The 15,925-nt window shown below is 73.6% G+C and carries 14 protein-coding genes; 9 read left to right on the top strand and 5 right to left on the bottom strand.

The genetic code is table 11. The features are described 5' to 3' along the window. Positions 1–24 precede the first annotated feature (24 nt). A complete protein-coding gene (locus tag ABD350_RS29720) occupies positions 25–1,032 on the top strand; it encodes a phosphotransferase (protein ID WP_344351856.1) in 1,008 nt (335 codons plus the stop codon). Between the two features lie 11 nt (positions 1,033–1,043). On the opposite strand, the gene ABD350_RS29715 is transcribed toward ABD350_RS29720, so the two are convergent. Both ABD350_RS29715 and ABD350_RS29710 read right to left on the bottom strand, forming a co-directional pair. Further along, a complete protein-coding gene (locus tag ABD350_RS29715; RefSeq protein ID WP_344351854.1) occupies positions 1,044–1,934 on the bottom strand; it encodes an SDR family oxidoreductase in 891 nt (296 codons plus the stop codon). A gap of 79 nt (positions 1,935–2,013) precedes the next feature. Next, complete coding sequence (locus tag ABD350_RS29710) at positions 2,014–2,271, bottom strand: hypothetical protein (protein ID WP_344351852.1); 258 nt, start codon at positions 2,269–2,271, stop codon at positions 2,014–2,016. A gap of 149 nt (positions 2,272–2,420) precedes the next feature. Here ABD350_RS29710 and ABD350_RS29705 point away from each other — a divergent pair, with 149 nt between their 5' ends. Next, a complete protein-coding gene (locus ABD350_RS29705; protein ID WP_344351851.1) occupies positions 2,421–3,617 on the top strand; it encodes an ABC transporter substrate-binding protein in 1,197 nt (398 codons plus the stop codon). Positions 3,618–3,700: 83 nt separating this feature from the next. Here ABD350_RS29705 and ABD350_RS29700 read toward each other — a convergent pair whose 3' ends face one another. Continuing rightward, on the bottom strand, positions 3,701–4,309 hold the full coding sequence (locus ABD350_RS29700; protein WP_344351849.1) for a TetR/AcrR family transcriptional regulator: 609 nt from the start codon (positions 4,307–4,309) through the stop codon (positions 3,701–3,703). Positions 4,310–4,530: 221 nt separating this feature from the next. Here ABD350_RS29700 and ABD350_RS29695 point away from each other — a divergent pair, with 221 nt between their 5' ends. From ABD350_RS29695 to ABD350_RS29675, 5 genes are all read left to right on the top strand, one after another. Beyond that, complete coding sequence (locus ABD350_RS29695) at positions 4,531–5,991, top strand: APC family permease (RefSeq protein ID WP_344351847.1); 1,461 nt, start codon at positions 4,531–4,533, stop codon at positions 5,989–5,991. A gap of 26 nt (positions 5,992–6,017) precedes the next feature. Then, entirely contained in the window at positions 6,018–7,604 is a 1,587-nt protein-coding gene (locus ABD350_RS29690) for an amidohydrolase (RefSeq protein ID WP_344351846.1), read from the top strand. Positions 7,605–7,688: 84 nt separating this feature from the next. Beyond that, positions 7,689–8,075, top strand: a complete 387-nt coding sequence (locus ABD350_RS29685) for a VOC family protein (protein ID WP_344351845.1) — start codon at positions 7,689–7,691, stop codon at positions 8,073–8,075. 69 nt (positions 8,076–8,144) lie between these two features. Then, complete coding sequence (locus ABD350_RS29680; protein ID WP_344351843.1) at positions 8,145–8,873, top strand: hypothetical protein; 729 nt, start codon at positions 8,145–8,147, stop codon at positions 8,871–8,873. 185 nt (positions 8,874–9,058) lie between these two features. Beyond that, the gene (locus ABD350_RS29675; RefSeq protein ID WP_344351841.1) at positions 9,059–11,056 is read left to right on the top strand and encodes a glycoside hydrolase; all 1,998 of its coding nucleotides are present in this window, start codon (positions 9,059–9,061) and stop codon (positions 11,054–11,056) included. A gap of 64 nt (positions 11,057–11,120) precedes the next feature. Here ABD350_RS29675 and ABD350_RS29670 read toward each other — a convergent pair whose 3' ends face one another. Both ABD350_RS29670 and bla read right to left on the bottom strand, forming a co-directional pair. Then, positions 11,121–12,689, bottom strand: a complete 1,569-nt coding sequence (locus ABD350_RS29670; protein WP_344351839.1) for a carbohydrate-binding protein — start codon at positions 12,687–12,689, stop codon at positions 11,121–11,123. Positions 12,690–12,888: 199 nt separating this feature from the next. Continuing rightward, positions 12,889–13,893 carry a class A beta-lactamase gene (gene bla, locus ABD350_RS29665; RefSeq protein WP_425584206.1) on the bottom strand — a complete coding sequence of 335 codons (1,005 nt, stop codon included), beginning with the start codon at positions 13,891–13,893 and terminating at the stop codon, positions 12,889–12,891. A 133-nt stretch (positions 13,894–14,026) separates the two neighbouring features. Between bla and ABD350_RS29660 the strand changes: the two genes are divergently transcribed. Next, the gene (locus ABD350_RS29660; RefSeq protein ID WP_344351837.1) at positions 14,027–14,992 is read left to right on the top strand and encodes a LysR family transcriptional regulator; all 966 of its coding nucleotides are present in this window, start codon (positions 14,027–14,029) and stop codon (positions 14,990–14,992) included. Further along, on the top strand, positions 14,989–15,921 hold the full coding sequence (locus ABD350_RS29655; RefSeq protein WP_344351835.1) for a serine hydrolase: 933 nt from the start codon (positions 14,989–14,991) through the stop codon (positions 15,919–15,921). Before ABD350_RS29660 ends, ABD350_RS29655 begins: the two co-directional genes overlap by 4 nt. Positions 15,922–15,925 lie beyond the last annotated feature (4 nt).

Below are 15,925 nucleotides of genomic sequence, written 5' to 3'. Positions count from 1 at the left end.
TGTACCCGCTGCTGGTATGGGGCGATGCGAGACGAACACATGGCGGTGGTGGACCGGGGAGCGTACCCGGACGCCGTGACCCCCTGGGAGACGGAGTCGTGGCGGGCGGCGGTGCTGGACTGGGTGGGCGGACATCTCACCGAGCGGGGGCTCGGCGTGGACGGGCCGCTCCGGGTGCGGCTGCGGCCGTGGTCGGTGCTCGTGCGGGTGCCCGTCGCCGGGGAGGGCGCCGTCTGGTTCAAGGCGAATCCGCCGAGCGCCGCGTTCGAGGGCCCGCTGACCGCCGCCCTGGCCCGCTGGGTGCCGGGGCAGGTGCTCGACCCGCTGGCCGTCGACGCCCGGCGCGGCTGGTCGCTGCTCCCGGACGGCGGGCAGCTGTTCCGGGCCGTGCTCGACCGCGAGCCGGTCGAGCCGAGCGAGTGGGAGTCGCTGCTGGGGCAGTACGCCGGGATGCAGCGCGACCTGGTGGCGTACGCCGCCGACATCGAGCAGCTCGGGGTGCCCTCCGCGCGGACCGCCGACCTGCCCGGCGTGTTCGACCGGCTGCTCGCCGCGAACACCGCGCTCGGCCCGGAAGAGCGCACCCGGCTGGCGGCGCTGCGGCCCCGGCTGGTGGACTGGTGCGCCGAACTGGCCGACGTCGGCATCCCGGACACGCTGGACCACGCCGATCTGCACGACGGCCAGCTGCTGCGGCCAGCACCGGGCCGGTTCACCTTCTTCGACTGGGGCGACGCCGCCGTCACCCACCCGTTCTGCAGCCTGCGCGTCCCCGCCGAGCGGGCCCGCGACCGTTACGGGCCCGAGGTGCTGCCCCGGCTGCTCGACGCCTATCTGGAGCCGTGGACCGGCGACGGCCGCACGACGGCCCGGCTACGGCGTGCGGCCCATCTCGCCTGGCGGCTGAGCGCACTGGGCCGGGCCGCCTCCTGGGGCCGGATGTTCCCGGCCGCCCCCGGCACCGCGCCGGGGGCGGCGGAGAGCGCCGAGTGGCTGCGGGAGTTGCCGGCCGAACCGCCGTTCCCGGGCTGACCGCCCGCCGGTCAGGGCAGCGGGGTGCCGCCGGTCGCGTTGAGGATCTCGCCGGTGATGTAGCTCGCCTGGGGCGAGGCGAGGTAGACGTAGGCGGGGGCCAGTTCGGCCGGCTGGGCCGGGCGGCCGAGCGGGCTCTGCTTGCCGAACTCCGCGGTGTCGGGCAGGGTCGCGGGGATCAGCGGGGTCCACACCGGACCCGGCGCTACCGCGTTGACCCGGATGCCGCGCTCGGCGACCATCTGGGCCAGCCCGTGGGTGAAGGTGACGATGGCGCCCTTGGTCATCGCGTAGTCCAGCAGAGGCGGGCTGGGCTGATAGGCCTGCACGGACGTGGTGTTGAGGACGCAGCCGCCGGCCGGGATGTGCGGCAGGGCGAACTTGGTCAGCCAGAACATGCCGTACAGGTTCGTCCGCAGCACCCGGTCGAACTGCTCGGTGCTGATGGCCTCGATGCCGTCCGGCTGGGCCATCTGGTAGGCGGCGTTGTTGACGAGGACGTCGATACGGCCGAACTCGTCGACCGCCCGCGCGATCAAGGCGCGGCAGTTGTCCTCCTCCCTGATGTCGCAGGACACGGCGACCGCCTTGCGGCCGGCGTCCTCGACCAGGCGGGCGGTCTCGCGCGCCTCGTCCTCCTCCTCGGCGAGGTGGGTGAACAGCACGTCGGCGCCCTCGCGGGCGAAGGCGAGCGCCACCGCCCGCCCGATGCCGGAGTCCCCTCCCGTGATCACGGTCCGGAGCCCGTCGAGCCGGCCGGCACCGCGGTAGGACTCCTCGCCGTGGTCGGGCGGCGGGTCCATGGGGCCGGTCCAGCCGGGGTGGGGCTGATCCTGGGAGGGGAAGTCGGGGCGGGCGTGCTGGGTGACCGGATCGGGCCGGTCACCGTGCTGGTCCGTCACGGTGGCCTCCTGTGTCTGTCGCGGACGGGACAGGCGGCCGGGTTCCCGCCTCGCGGCGGGTGAAAAGCGTCCGTTCCCCTCAGGCGGTCGGCGCGTCCGGGCCGGCGGCCCGCATCGCGTCCCGGCGGGCGAGGTTGTACAGGCGCAGCAGATGCTTGGCCACGGCGCAGGGCGCGGCGTCGGCATGGCACTGACGGCACGTGTTCATGTGCTGTTCGTAGGTGAAGCGCGCGTTTTCCAACGCGTCATTGGCAGATGACATGGACTTCTCCGGGCAGGGCGCGTCCGGGGACGGCGCCAAGTTGACTGACTGGTACACCCGGAACAAGGTGATCATGTTACTGCCGGTACTGGGAAACTCGTACAGCCGGCGCCCTCCGCACAGGGGTTCTTTCACCCCACGGGACCGAAGCCGATGTTCCGCTTCGTCGTTGTCCCCGGTGATCCGGCACCGCACGGCAGGCACCCCCGCAAAGGACACGCACCATGGCCCCCTCTCCCCTGTGCATCGGCGTCGTCGCTCCCCTGACCGGGCGGCTGGCCCCGCTCGGGGCACCGCTCTCCTACGTACTGCGCGCGCTGGCTCCGCACCTCGCGCACGTCCGCAACGGCGGCCGGCGCCACGAGGTGACCGTCGCCGTACGGGACAGCCGCTCGGAGCCCGGGGCGGCCCGGCAGGCGGTGCGGGACCTGGCGGACGAGGACGGCGCCCACATCGTGCTGACCATGGCCGGCACACGGGTGCTGCCCGCCGTCGCCGACGCCTGCGAGGAGGCGGGGGTGCCGTGTGTGTCGACGACGTTCCCCTGGCAGGCGTATGTGCACGCGCGGGGCGCCGGTCCCGCGCACCGGTTCCGGTGGACGTACCACTTCGCCTGGGGCCTAGACGACATCGCCCGGGTCTTCGCCGGGATGTGGGAGCAGATCACGCCCCGGGCCGATGTCGGCTGCCTGTGGAACGACGACCTCCAGGGCCGGCTGCTGCGGCACGAGCGGTACGGCTTCGAGGCGGCGCTGTCCGGGCGCGGCCACACGCTCACCGACCTCGGCGCCTACCACGAGCCGGCCACCGACCTGCGGGCCCAGGCCGCCCGTCTGCGCGAGCACGGCGCCGACCTGGTCACCAGCGCGTCCACCGCCGCCGACCTCGCCCTCTTCCACCGTCAGGCCCGCGAGGCGGGCCTGCGGCCCCGGCTGATCACCTGCTCACGCTGGCTGACCTATCCGCACACCCAGAGCAGCCCCGCCCCCGACGTGCACGCCGAACTCGGTGACGCGCGGGTGGCCACGCTCGTCTACTGGAGCCCCGTCCACCCCTACCGCTCCAGCCTGGACGGCAGCACGTGCGCCGAGCTGGCCCACGCCTACGAGGAGGACACCGGCGACTCCTGGCTCCAGCCGCTGGGCCTCGCGCACGCCCTGCTGGAGACCGCGCACCACGCCCTGGCCACGGCCGCCGACCCGGCCGACCGCGCCTCGGTCGCCGACGCCGTCGCCCGCGCCCGGCTCGACACCATCGCGGGCCCGCTGGACTGGACGGCCGGGCCCACCCCGAACATCGCGCTGCTGCCCCTGGTGGGCGGCCAGTGGCACCCGGAGCCGGCCGGCCCCCGCCTGGCCGTGGTGAACAACACGGACCGGCCGGAGGTGCCGCTGACCGGCGACCTGATCCCGGCCCGCTGAGCGCAGACGCCGTCCCGGCGGCCCGCCCGCCGCCGGAAGGACCCGGGGCCCGGCTGGGAGCCGTCCGGCTGCTTCCGGACCGGCTACCGCCCCTCCCGCAGGGCCCGGGCGTGGTTCAGGAAGGCGGTCAGGCCCACCTCGAAGGCGCGGTCGGCGCGGCTGTCGCCCGCCGCCGCGAGGGCCTCGGCCAGGCGCGGGGTCGGGGTGCCGTCCGCCAGCTCCCACATCGCCTCGGGGGCGGCCAGATCGAGGGCCGAGCCCAGCACCAGGTTCTCCAGGGCGACGATCAGCGGCATGATCCCGGCCGGCTCGAAGCCTGCCGCGAGCAGGACGCCCACCGCGCGTTCGTACTGGGCGAGGACCCGGGGCGCGCGGACGGGCGAGGTCATCAGCAGCGGGATCACCCGGGGGTGGGCGGCGAACGCGGCCCGGTAGGACCGCGCCCACGCCTCCATGGCCGCGTCCCAGGGGGTCAGGTCCAAGGTGGCCGGGTCGATGGCGGCGCAGACGTGTTCGCGCAGCAGTTCCACGATGCCGTCGCGGCCGTCCACGTGGTGGTACACCGAGCCGGTCTGCACGCCGAGCCCGCGGGCTATCCGCGGCACGGTGAAGTCGCCGGTCTCGTCGATGAGCCGGAGCGCGGTGGTGGTGATGCGTTCGCGGTCGAGGAGCGGTGTGCGCGGCCGTCCCATGGTCAGCGTCCCCCTGAGGTCTTCCCGGATGCCCGACGGCAGGTTACATTGCGGAAACCGAAAGCCTTTAGGTTTACGGCTCCGGGCGCCCGCCATCCCCTCGTGCACCCGTGAGACGCCGGTGCGGACGGCCCACCCCGGCCGCGCCCGCCGGCGCCCCGCGAACCCGGCTGCCCCACCACCGGGACCCCCTCCCCTCCGCCGCCAGAAGGGCCTCCCGCATGTCCGTGACCACCGCCGAACTCCCGGGGGAGGACGCGCCGTCCGACGCGCCCGGCCTCCGGTCCGGCACCCTCGGCACCGCCGACATCGCCTTCTTCGTCGTCTCCGCCGCCGCGCCGCTGACCGTCATGGCCGGGGTCGCCCCGCTCGCCCTCCTGCTGGGCGGCGTCGGCGCGCCCGTCGGCTATCTGCTGGCCGGGCTGACCCTCGCCGTCTTCGCCGTCGGCTTCACCACCATGAGCCGCCATGTCACCAGCGGCGGCGCGTTCTACGCGTACATCACCCGGGGCCTGGGCCGCCCGGCCGGGGTCGGCGCCGCCCTGCTCGCCCTGGTCGGCTACAACGGCATGGAGATCGGTGTCTACGGCCTCCTCGCCACCACCACCCGCGACACCGTGCACGCCCTCTTCGGCACCGACGCCCCGTGGCTGCCCGTGTCCCTGGCCGGCCTGGTGCTGATCGGCTACGGCGGCTACCGCTCGATCGACTTCGGCGCCAAGGTCCTCGGGGTCCTGCTGGTCGCCGAGACCGGGATACTCGTACTGCTCGCGGGTGGGGTGCTGGTGCGGGGCGGCGCACACGGCCTGTCGCTGTCCTCGCTCGCCCCGGCCCATGTGTTCGTGCCGGGCACGGCGGCCGTCCTCGCCTTCGCGTTCGCCGCGTTCACCGGCTTCGAGTCGACCGTCATCTACCGCCGCGAGGCCCGCGACCCGGCGCGCACGGTTCCGCGCGCCACCTACGCGGCCGTCGGCTTCCTCGGCCTGTTCTACGCGTTCACCGTGTGGATCGCCGTCCAGGCGTTCGGGGACGACCGGGTCGTGCGGGCCGCCGGGGAGGACCCGGCCGGGCTCTTCTTCACCGCGATCACCACCTATGTGGGCGGCTGGGCCGCCGGCCTGATGCACGTCTTCATCGTCACCAGCGTCATCGCCTCGCTGCTCGCCTTCCACAACGCCATCAACCGCTACGCGCTGGCCCTGGCCGAGGAGGGCGTGCTGCCCCGCCGGCTGGGCCGCGTCCACCCCCGGCACCGCTCCCCCTACCTCGCGGGCGTGGCGCAGACCGTCCTCGGCGCCGTGGTCGTCCTCGCGTTCCGGGCCGCCGACGCGGACCCGTACCAGCAGTTGCTGCTGTGGGTGAACACGCCGGGCATGATCGGCCTGCTGCTGCTCCAACTGCTGGCCGCGCTCGCCGTGTTCCGCTACTTCCGGCGGGTACGGCACACCGAGGGCCGGGTGCGCACGGTGCTGGCCCCCGCCCTCGCGGCCGTCCTGCTGGCGACCGCGATCGTGCTGGTGGTCTCCCACATCGACCTGTTCACCGGTGCGCCGCGGGCCGTGAACGCCGTGCTCGTCACCGCGGCGCCCGCCGTCTTCGTCCTCGGCCTGCCGCTGGCGTGGTGGCTGCGCCGCAACCGCCCGGGCGTCTACGCCACGTTCGGCACCGAGCCCACCGAATGACCCCCTTCCGCAAAGGAGTTCACCGCATGCCCGCTGCCGATCTCGTCCTCACCGGCGCCCGGATCCGCACCCTGGACCCCACCCGCCCCGCCGCCACGGCCGTCGCCCTGCGCGACGGGCTGATCACGGCCGTCGGCACGGCGGACGACGTACGGGACTGGCGCGGTCCCGGCACCGGGATCGCCGATCTGCACGGCGCGCACCTGGTGCCGGGCCTGACCGACGCGCACAGCCACCCGGTGTGGGGGCTCGGCATGGCGACCGGCACCGATCTGTCCGGTGTGACGGACCTGGCCGGGCTGCGCGCGGCGCTCGCCCGCGCCGAGCGGACCGAGGGCTGGGTGGTCGGCTACGGGCTGGACCACAACGCGTTCCAGGGCCACCCGGTCCACCATGACCTGGTGGCGGACGTGCTGGGCGACACCCCGGCCTTCCTGCGCCTGTACGACGGCCACTCCGCCCTCGTCAACGGCCCCGCGCTGGCCGCCGCCGGGGTGACCGGGCCGCGCGCCTTCGACCAGCGTGCCCAGGTGGTGTGCGACGCCTCCGGACGGCCCACCGGGCATCTGGTCGAGCACGCGGCGATGGACCTGGTCACCGGCGTCGTGCCCCGGCCCTCGTACGGTGAGCGGCGGGCCCGGCTGCTGGAGTTGCTGTCCGCCATGGCCGCGACCGGGCTGACCGGCGCCCATGTGATGGACGGCGGGGACCTGGAGCTGGTGGAGGCGGTGGCCCGGGAGACGGTGCTGCCGGTGCGGCTGCGGTTCGCGCCGTGGTGCATGCCGGGCGCGGACGCCGACGCCCTGCGCGAGCTGATCGAGGCGCAGGGCCGGGGCGGCCGGCACTGGGTGGTCGGCGGGGTGAAGTTCTTCATGGACGGCACCGTGGAGGGCGGCACGGCCTGGCTGGAGCATCCCGACTGCCACGGGCAGGGCACCGACGCGTTCTGGCCGGACCCGCACGCGTACGCCGAGGCCGTCCGCGCCCTGCACGCGGCCGGGGTGCGCACCGCCACGCACGCCATCGGGGACGCCGCCGTCCGGCATGTCCTGGACACGGTGGCCTCGCTGGGGCCGGGCGGCCGCGGTGCGCACCGGATCGAGCACATCGAGACCGCGCCCGACGAACTCCTGCCCCGTTTCGCCGAGCTGGGTGTCGCGGCCTCACTTCAGCCGCCGCACACCGGCTACACCCGCGACGACGGCACCGACGAGTGGTCGCGCCGGCTGGGCGGGGAGCGGGCCGCCCGCGCCTGGCGACTGCGGGATCTGCGGGAGGCCGGGGCCACGGTCGCCCTCGGCTCGGACTGGCCGATCGCGCACTACGACGTGCGGGCGGTACTGGCGACGGCCCGCCGACCCAAGGGCGCCGCCGCGCACCGGCCGGGGCTCACCGCGGCGCAGGCGCTGGAGGGCTGCACTTCTCACGCCGCGGCGGCCGCCGGGGAGGCCGCCGTGGCCGGCCGGATCGTGCCCGGCTTCCGCGCCGACCTGACCGCGCTGGCCGTCGACCCCGTACACGCCCCCGCCGACGAACTCGCCGACGCGCCGGTGGTGTTGACGGTGACCGGCGGGCATGTGACACACCGGGGACCGGCGGCAGCGGTCCGGTAGGATCGCCGTACGGCATCGCGTGTCGGTCACCGTCCGGGTGAGGCATGGAGGTGCCCGTGAGATGCCCTCGGAGGCATTCCACTCATGTCAGTCGAGTTGAACCACACCATCGTCCACGCCCGGGACAACCGGGAGTCCGCCGAGTTCCTGGCCCATGTCCTGGGTCTGGAGACCGGGACCGAGTGGGGCCCGTTCGTCCCCGTCCACACCGCCAACGGGGTGACCCTGGACTTCGCCACGATCCCGGCGGAGTCGATCGTCACGCAGCACTACGCCTTCCTCGTCCCGGAGGAGGTGTTCGACGCCGCCTTCGCCCGCATCCGGGCGGCCGGGATCACCTACTGGGCCGATCCGCACGGCAAGCGGCCCGGCGAGATCAACCATCACCACGGCGGGCGGGGCCTGTACTTCACCGACCCCGCCGGACACGGCATGGAGATCATCACTCGCCCGTACGACAGCCCCGCGTAACCGGCGCGGCCCCGCGGTGCGGGCGGGCCGGGGCGCCGGGCCCCGGCCCGCCTGCCGCACACTGGGACAGTGAACGACTTTCCCCTGGTGGACCAGGCCCCCGCCCCCGAGTGGTACGGACGGCTGCGGGCGCGGGCCGCCGATCTCTCCCCCGCCGACTGGCTCACCGAACAGGGTCCCGGGCAGGGGGACTTCGGCACGGTGGCGGGCGTCGCCGCGCCGGGATTCGCGGCTTACGCGCGGATCCTGCACCCGGCCCGGCTCGGCGAGCGGCCGGTGCGCTGGTCGACGGTGGCCGCCGCGCACGGGACGCGGGTGACGCCGGGCAGCCGCTGGCACGAGGTCATCGGAGCGGACCAGGACCACCTCGACCGGTCCGGCCCCGGCCTGCCCGGCGTGTGGGACGAGCACCCCGCCGAGGGGCCGACTCCGCCCGAGGTCGCCGAGGCGCTGTTGCCCGTGCTGGCCCGGCACACCGGCACGCCCGAGCGGTGCTGGTTCGGGCTCTGGCACGGGTACGGCCGCTGGGACTGGGACCGCTTCCCGACGTTCGGGACGCCGGGCCGGGAGGAGGTCCTGCTGGCGGGCCGGCTGGCCGACGCCGTCTCCCCGGTCACGCTGGACGAGTTCGCCGAGCTGCCCGACCTGTGGTGGCCGCAGGACCACGCCTGGGTGCTGGGCGGTGACGTGGATCTGGCCTGCACCTACGTCGGCGGCTCGGCGGACCTGATCGCCGACCTGCTGGCCGCGGCGGACCTGGAGGCGCATCCCGTCTCCCCGGACGATCCTGTCGGCTGACCCTTCTCGAAACGTTTCGTTGTCAACTTCGAATGATGCGAGGGGTGTTGACGGCACCGTAACCCCTCTTATCATCACGGACATCCGGAGTGCCGATCATCGTTCGCAATGCCGAACAGATGGGGCTCCTGGAGTGACAGGCGCATGACATGACAGCCCGCAACGATCGTCGTACGAGGAGAACCATGAAACGTCCCCCGTGGTCAGGCAGGCGCCTGGTCGCCCTGATGGGCGCGTTCGCCGCCGCCACCCTCGCGGTGGCCGGAACGGCCGACGCCCGGCCCGCTCCCGTGCAGGCAGACACGCTCGGCGCCCAAGCCGCCCAGTCCGGGCGGTACTTCGGCACCGCGGTGGCCGCCGGAAGGCTCGGCAACGGCACCTACAGCACGATCCTGGACCGGGAGTTCAACGCGGTCACCCCCGAGAACGAGATGAAGTGGGACGCCACCGAACGCACCCGGGGCTCCTTCACCTTCACCGCCGCCGACCAGATCGTCGGCCGTGCCGTCGCGCAGGGGCAGCGGGTGCGGGGTCACACCCTGGTCTGGCACTCCCAACTGCCGAGCTGGGTCGGCTCGATCACCGACGCCGGCACACTGCGCACCGTGATGCGCGATCACATCACCGCCGAGGCGACCCACTTCAAGGGCAAGATCTACGCCTGGGACGTGGTGAACGAGGCGTTCGCCGACGGCACCGGGGCGCGCCGGGCCTCGGTCTTCCAGAAGGTCCTCGGTGACGGCTACATCGAGGACGCCTTCCGCACCGCCCGCGCGGCCGACCCCGTGGCCAAGCTCTGCTACAACGACTACAACATCGAGAACTGGTCGGACGCCAAGACCCAGGCCGTCTACCGCATGGTGCGCGACTTCAAGTCCCGTGGCGTGCCCCTCGACTGCGTCGGCTTCCAGAGCCACTTCGGCACCTCCGGCCCGCCGGCGAGCTTCCGGAGCACGCTGGCGAACTTCGCCGCCCTCGGCGTGGACGTGCAGATCACCGAGCTGGACATCGCACAGGCACCGGCCACCGCGTACGCGGACACGGTGAAGGCGTGCAAGAGCGTCGCCCGCTGTACCGGCATCACCGTGTGGGGCATCCGCGACAGCGACTCCTGGCGCAGCGGTGAGAACCCGCTGCTGTTCGACGGCGCGGGCAACAAGAAGGCCGCGTACGGCGCGGTGCTGTCCGCGCTCGGCGGCTCGGCCGCGGCCCCGGCCCCGCACAAGGGGCTGCCGTCGAGTTTCAGCTGGTCCTCCAGCAAGCAGCTGATCGCGCCCAAGTCCGACGCGACGCACGAGATCGCCGGGATCAAGGACCCCTCCGTCGTCCGCTACAAGGGCAAGTACCACGTGTTCGCGAGCGTGGCCAGCGCCTCCGGCTACAACCTCGTCTACCTGAGCTTCAAGGACTGGTCGCAGGCGGGCTCGGCCACCCACCACTACCTGGACCGCACGGCCATCGGCAGCGGCTACCGGGCGGCGCCCCAGGTGTTCTACTACGCGCCGCAGAAGCTGTGGTACCTGGTCTACCAGACGGGCAACGCGTCGTACTCCACCAACAAGGACATCTCCGACCCCGACGGCTGGAGCGCGCCGCGCGACTTCTACCCCGACATGCCCGACATCATCAAGCAGAACATCGGCAACGGCTACTGGGTCGACATGTGGGTGATCTGCGACAGCGCCGACTGCTATCTGTTCTCCTCCGACGACAACGGGCACCTCTACCGCTCGCGGACCACCGTCGGCCAGTTCCCGAACGGATTCACCGACACCGTCATCGCCGCCCAGGACTCCGACAGGTACGCCCTGTTCGAGGCGAGCAACATCTACAAGGTGAAGGGCAGCGACCAGTACCTGATGCTGGTGGAGGCGATCGGCTCCGACGGCCGGCGCTACTTCCGCTCCTGGACCTCCTCCAGCCTGGCCGGGTCCTGGACCCCGCTGGCCGATTCCGAGAGCAATCCGTTCGCCCGGGCGAACAACGTGACCTTCCCGTCGGGTGCCTGGACGAAGGACATCAGTCACGGCGAGATGATCCGCGCCGGTTACGACCAGACGCTGACCATCCCCGCGTGCAAGCTCCAGTACCTGTACCAGGGCATGGACCCGGGCGCGAGCGGTGACTACAACAGCCTGCCGTGGCGGCTCGGCCTGCTCACCCAGACCAAGTCCCACTGCTGAGACAGCGGGAAGCGGGACGCCGTACCGGACGGCGTCCCGCTGTGCTCGAACCGACGTACCTCGCTTACGGGTTGACGACGCCGCCTCCGAAGGTCACCACGAGGCGGCCGTCGGAGGCGAAGGACCAGCCGAGGGCGCCCGCGTACGAGGAGCAGCGGGAGCCGTTGGAGCCGGCCCAGAACTGGTTGGAGCCGTCGGCGCTGCCGACCGTCTTGTCGTTGGAGCCGCTGCCGGCGAAGCGGCAGGAGGTGTTGTCGCGGAACACCGACGTGCCCTTGTCGAACGAGAAGTTGCGCTCGGTGTTGTCGACACCGACGTTGCCGGAGATCGTCATGCTGCCCGGGTTGCTGTTGTAGGTGAACCCGTGGTGGCCGTTCTTGTAGGCGATGCTGTGCCGGACGACGTGATCGACGGGGATGCCGTCGCCGCCGAGCTTGTAGCCGTTGCGGTCGCCGTTGGAGTTGACGGTGCCGTCGCTCAGCGTGCCGTTGCCGTAGGCGAGTGAGTGCTCGATGGTCACCGGGCCGATGGCGCCGGTGTCCGTCTTGGTGTACAGGTCCCAGCCGTCGTCGATGTTGTGGTGGGAGACGTCGTAGCGGAAGACGTTCCCGGTGCCGGTGGTCAGCTTGGCGGCGAAGCCGTCGGCGTCCTCGCCGTCGGAGTCGGCGTTGTCGTGCGACTCGGAGCCGACGATCAGGTTGTCCGACGGCCACTGGGAGCTGGGGGTGCTGGAGGCGGCCCGGCCGAGCTGGAGCCCGGTGTCCCGGTTGTAGGCGGTCACCACCCGCTCGACGACGTTGTGGCTGCCGCCGACGTAGATCCCGTTGTCGCCGGCGTGCTCGACGGTGAGGCCGTACAGCCGCCAGTAGTCGGCGAACAGCTGGATGCCCCGGTTGGACGGGCTCTCGGTCTGCGCCGAGAAGTCCAGGACCGGCTTCTCGCCCGGGTAGGCGGTCAGGGTGGTACGGGCGGCGGCGGTGCCGTCGCCGTCGGCCGGGATGGTGACCGTGGCGGACGGGCGGTAGGTCCCGCCGCGCAGGTAGATCGTGCCGCCGGGGGTGATCCGGCCGATGGCGGAGGTGAGCGTGGTCGGGGCCGACTCGGTGCCGGCCGCGCCGTCGGTGCCGGCCGGTGACACGTACAGCACGCTGCCGGTCGCCGCCGGGGCCACGTCGGCATCGAGGTAGTCGAGGTTGGGCAGGCCGTCGGCGGCGGTCGGGGTGAGGCGTACGGTATTGCCGCCCGCCTTGACCGGCACGGTGAGCGTCCTGGTCGCCCAGGTGCCCCAGGCGCCGGTGGCCTCGAAGGAGGCGGTGGTGGCCGTGGTGCCGTTGACGGCGACGGTCGCGGGCCGGGCGGCGGCCGAGCCGTTGGCGAAGCGGATGTTCAGGGTCGCGGTGCCGGCGCTCGCCGCGTTCACGGTGAACTGGGCGTAGGCGCCGGAGGCGTTGGTGGCGTTGCAGAATCCGCTGCCGGAGTAGCCGGTCCAGTCGGAGTCGATGGTCCCGGTGCAGACCGCGGGTGCGCTCTCTGCCTCGTACCGGGTGGTCACGGCCTGGGCCGTGGTGCCGGACAGTGCGACGAGCGCCCCGGTCAGCAGCCCGGCGCACGCGATGGCTGGTCTCAGTTGCATCGGCTTGTCTCCCTGCGGTCGGCTCGGCTGTGCGGATGCGAGCGGTCCAGAGGGGTGAACACGGCGGCCGGTCGTGGCATGGTGAAGAGTGACCGGAAAGCGCTTTCCCTCTGGACCTTCCCGACGGTAGGGAGTGCTCATGTACACGTCAATGGTCGTGTACATGATTAGTATTCAGGATGCTGAATCGAGGGCGCGGCTACTCGCCGGGGGCGAGGGTGCGGGCGACGACGGCCGCCGCCTCGGCGATCAGCGCCTGGTCCACCGGGGCGTCGGGGGCGCTCTTGTCCGACAGGACGGCCAGCACCACGGGGGTCCCCCGGGTCGTCCAGGCCACGCCGATGTCGTTGGCGGTCGCATAGTCCCCGGTCCCGGTCTTGTCCGCCACGACCCAGGCGGGTGGCAGCCCTTTGCGGAACCGCTCCGCGCTGGTGGTGTTGCCCTTGAGCCAGCCGGTGAACCGCTCCCGGTCGGCCCTGCGCAGCGCCCGGCCCAGGGTCAGGCGCTCCAGGCTCACGGCGATCGCCTCGGGTGTCGTGGTGTCCCGCACGTCCCCGGGGATCGCGGTGTTCAGCTCCGGCTCCCACCGGTCGAGCCGGCTCACCGTGTCGCCGAGCGACCGGAGGAAGCGGGTGAGCCCGGCCGGTCCGCCGAGCTCCCGGAGCAGCAGATTGCCGGCCGCGTTGTCGCTGTACTGGATCGCCGCCGCGCACAGGGCGGCCACGGTCATTCCGGTCGCCAGATTCTCCTCGGTGCGCGGGGAGTTGGGCAGGATGTCGCGGGGCGGGTAGTGCACCACCCGGTCCAGCGGGGCGCGGTCGCCGTGGTCGCGCAGCACCGCCGCCGCGGCGAACGCCTTGAACGTCGAGCACATCGCGAACCGCTCCCCCGCCCGGTGGGCCAGGCTCCGCCCGGTGCGGACGTTGCGCGCGTACACGCCGAGCCGGGCGCCGTACCGCCGCTCCAGCTCGGCCAGTTCGGCCCGGCCGGCGCGCGCGGCGGTGTCCGGGGCGGCGGACGCGGCCGGCGCGGACACCGCCGTCGCGGCCATGGCGGCGCCGGTGAGGGCGAGGCCGGTCCGCAGCAGGCGGCGACGCGCCGGCGACGCGGGACCGCCGGCGGGCGGCTCGGCCGTGGCGGGCGTGATCGTATCGGTCGAGGGCGTATGGGACATGGGTGTGCTGGAGATGGGCGTGCGGGACATGGGCGTACTCCTCCCGGAACGTACGTCGTCGGTGCCGGTCCGTGCCGGCGACGAGGACAGCGAAACAGCGAAGGGGTACCCATGTCCAAGAGGAAACTTTGCAGGTCCCATGCCTTATTGATATGAGTGCCGGGTGGATCTTCTGGCACACCTGGAGGCGTATGTGGCGACGGCCGAGGAGGCGGGCTTCTCCCGGGCCGCCGACCGGCTCGGCATCGCCCAGCCGTTGCTCAGCCGCCGCGTCAAGACGCTGGAGGAGTACTTCGGCGGCCCGCTGTTCGACCGGTCCCGGCGGCAGATCGCGACGACGGAGCTGGGGGTGCTGCTGCTCCCCTACGCCCGCGACGTGCTGGACCGGGCGCAACGGCTGCGGCAGGTCGCCCGCTCGGCCCGGCGCTCGCGGGTGCGGGCCGTCGGCGTCCCCGCGGACTGCGCCCCGGCCGCGCTGGCCCGGGCCCTGCGCGCCGGCACCGAACACGGGGTCACCCTCGGCTTCCGGGAACTGCCGCCCCTGGAACGGGCGTCGGGGCTTGCGGATGGTTCGCTCGGGTACGCGCTGGTGCGCACCGCGCCGGAACAGGCCGCGTTCCGCGTGCCGTTGGGGCTGGCGTCCGCACCGGTCGCAGACGGCACGGTCGCGCGGCGCACGCTCCACCTGGAGGAGTTGCGGCCTCGCCGCGGCCGGGGCGCCGGACATGCCGCCGCTCCGCCCCTGTTGCTGCTGACGGAGGACCAAGTGCCTTACTTCGAGGACCGGCTGGCGCGGGCCGCCGCGCGCGCCGGGCTGCCCGAGGAGCGGATCCGGCCGGCCGGGCCGGCGGCCACCGCGCTCGCCGAGACCCTCGCCGGGCACGCGCTGCTGCTGTGCGCCGAACCGTTCGCCCGGCAGCACGGCGCCCACTGGACCCCGCTGGCCGACCGCGCCCTGCACCGGGGCTACGACGTGAGCGCCGCCCCGGACCGGGACGGCGCGGCGGCCGTGCCGGGCTGGCTGGCCGCGCTGCTCGCCTCGGCCGTGGGCGCCGTGACCCACCGGGGCGGGCCGGAGCCGGAGGCCGGGCGCGCGGACGCCCCCGCACGGCTGGCGGCACGCGGATGAGCGCGACGGCGCACCACCCGGTGTACACCGGCGGCGACGGTGCCCTGCGGGACGTCGCCGAGGCCATCGCCGGGGACTGGGCGGCGCTGGGCGTCCGCGGCTCCTTCCTGGCCCGCAACCTGGACACCGGTGAGCAGCTCGGCTTCGACGCGGACGAGCCGGTGCCGCTGGCGTCGGTGGCCAAGGTCCCGCTCGCCCTGGTCGTGCTGGACCGGATCGCGGCCGGGGAGCTGGACCCGGCCCGCCCGGTGACGGTGGACCCCCGCGCCAGCAGCGTCGGTCCCACCGGGCTCGCCGCCTTCCGGCACCCGGCCACCGTGGCCGTCGGCGATCTGCTCCTGCTGATGCTGTCGGTGAGCGACAACGCCGCCGCGGACGCGCTGTTCGACCTGGTGCCGGCGGCGCGGACCGACGCGCGGCTGCGCGAGTGGGGGTGCGACGGGATCCGGGTGCGGCACCGGATGAACCACCTGTACGAGTGCGCGGCCGGCGCCGCCGGGAACGATTTCTCCCTCGCCCTGGAGCTGGCCGTCCGGGACGAGGGGACGGGCCGGCACACCATCGAGACCCTGGACCCGGCGCACGCCAACGCGGGTACGGCCGCGGCGCTGGTCGGCCTGCTCCAGCGGGTGTGGCGCGACGAGATCGCCACGCCCGCGGCGACGGCCGAGCTGCGCCGGCTGATGGGGCACCAGGTCTTCACCCAGCGGCTGGCGGGCGAACTGCGCGCGGACACGCTGCGGTGGAGCGGGAAGACCGGCACGTTCCTGCATCTGCGGCACGAGATCGGGGTCGTCGAGGCGGAGTCCGGGGAGCGGGTGGCGATGGCGGCGCTCACCCGCGCGACCCGCCGCGCGGGGCTGGCGCCGGACATCGACCTGGCGATCGGGGCGGCGGGGCGGGAGGCGTTCGAGGCACTGCGGGGGTAGCGGC

It is taken from the genome of Streptomyces nogalater, from assembly GCF_039532885.1.
Lineage (GTDB): Bacteria > Actinomycetota > Actinomycetes > Streptomycetales > Streptomycetaceae > Streptomyces > Streptomyces nogalater.
The sequence above is the reverse complement of the archived record's forward strand: the minus strand, read 5'-3'. Positions and strand labels throughout refer to the sequence as shown.

What these genes read in the sequence shown, in the direction of transcription:
- ABD350_RS29710 (WP_344351852.1), bottom strand. Translation starts at nt 2,271, where the DNA reads ATGATCACCTTGTTCCGGGTGTACCAGTCAGTCAACTTGGCGCCGTCC.
- ABD350_RS29685 (WP_344351845.1), top strand. Translation starts at nt 7,689, where the DNA reads ATGTCAGTCGAGTTGAACCACACCATCGTCCACGCCCGGGACAACCGG.
- ABD350_RS29670 (WP_344351839.1), bottom strand. Translation starts at nt 12,689, where the DNA reads ATGCAACTGAGACCAGCCATCGCGTGCGCCGGGCTGCTGACCGGGGCG.
- ABD350_RS29655 (WP_344351835.1), top strand. Translation starts at nt 14,989, where the DNA reads ATGAGCGCGACGGCGCACCACCCGGTGTACACCGGCGGCGACGGTGCC.
- ABD350_RS29675 (WP_344351841.1), top strand. Translation starts at nt 9,059, where the DNA reads ATGAAACGTCCCCCGTGGTCAGGCAGGCGCCTGGTCGCCCTGATGGGC.
- bla (WP_425584206.1), bottom strand. Translation starts at nt 13,893, where the DNA reads ATGTCCCGCACGCCCATCTCCAGCACACCCATGTCCCATACGCCCTCG.
- ABD350_RS29705 (WP_344351851.1), top strand. Translation starts at nt 2,421, where the DNA reads ATGGCCCCCTCTCCCCTGTGCATCGGCGTCGTCGCTCCCCTGACCGGG.
- ABD350_RS29720 (WP_344351856.1), top strand. Translation starts at nt 25, where the DNA reads ATGCGAGACGAACACATGGCGGTGGTGGACCGGGGAGCGTACCCGGAC.
- ABD350_RS29700 (WP_344351849.1), bottom strand. Translation starts at nt 4,309, where the DNA reads ATGGGACGGCCGCGCACACCGCTCCTCGACCGCGAACGCATCACCACC.
- ABD350_RS29690 (WP_344351846.1), top strand. Translation starts at nt 6,018, where the DNA reads ATGCCCGCTGCCGATCTCGTCCTCACCGGCGCCCGGATCCGCACCCTG.
- ABD350_RS29695 (WP_344351847.1), top strand. Translation starts at nt 4,531, where the DNA reads ATGTCCGTGACCACCGCCGAACTCCCGGGGGAGGACGCGCCGTCCGAC.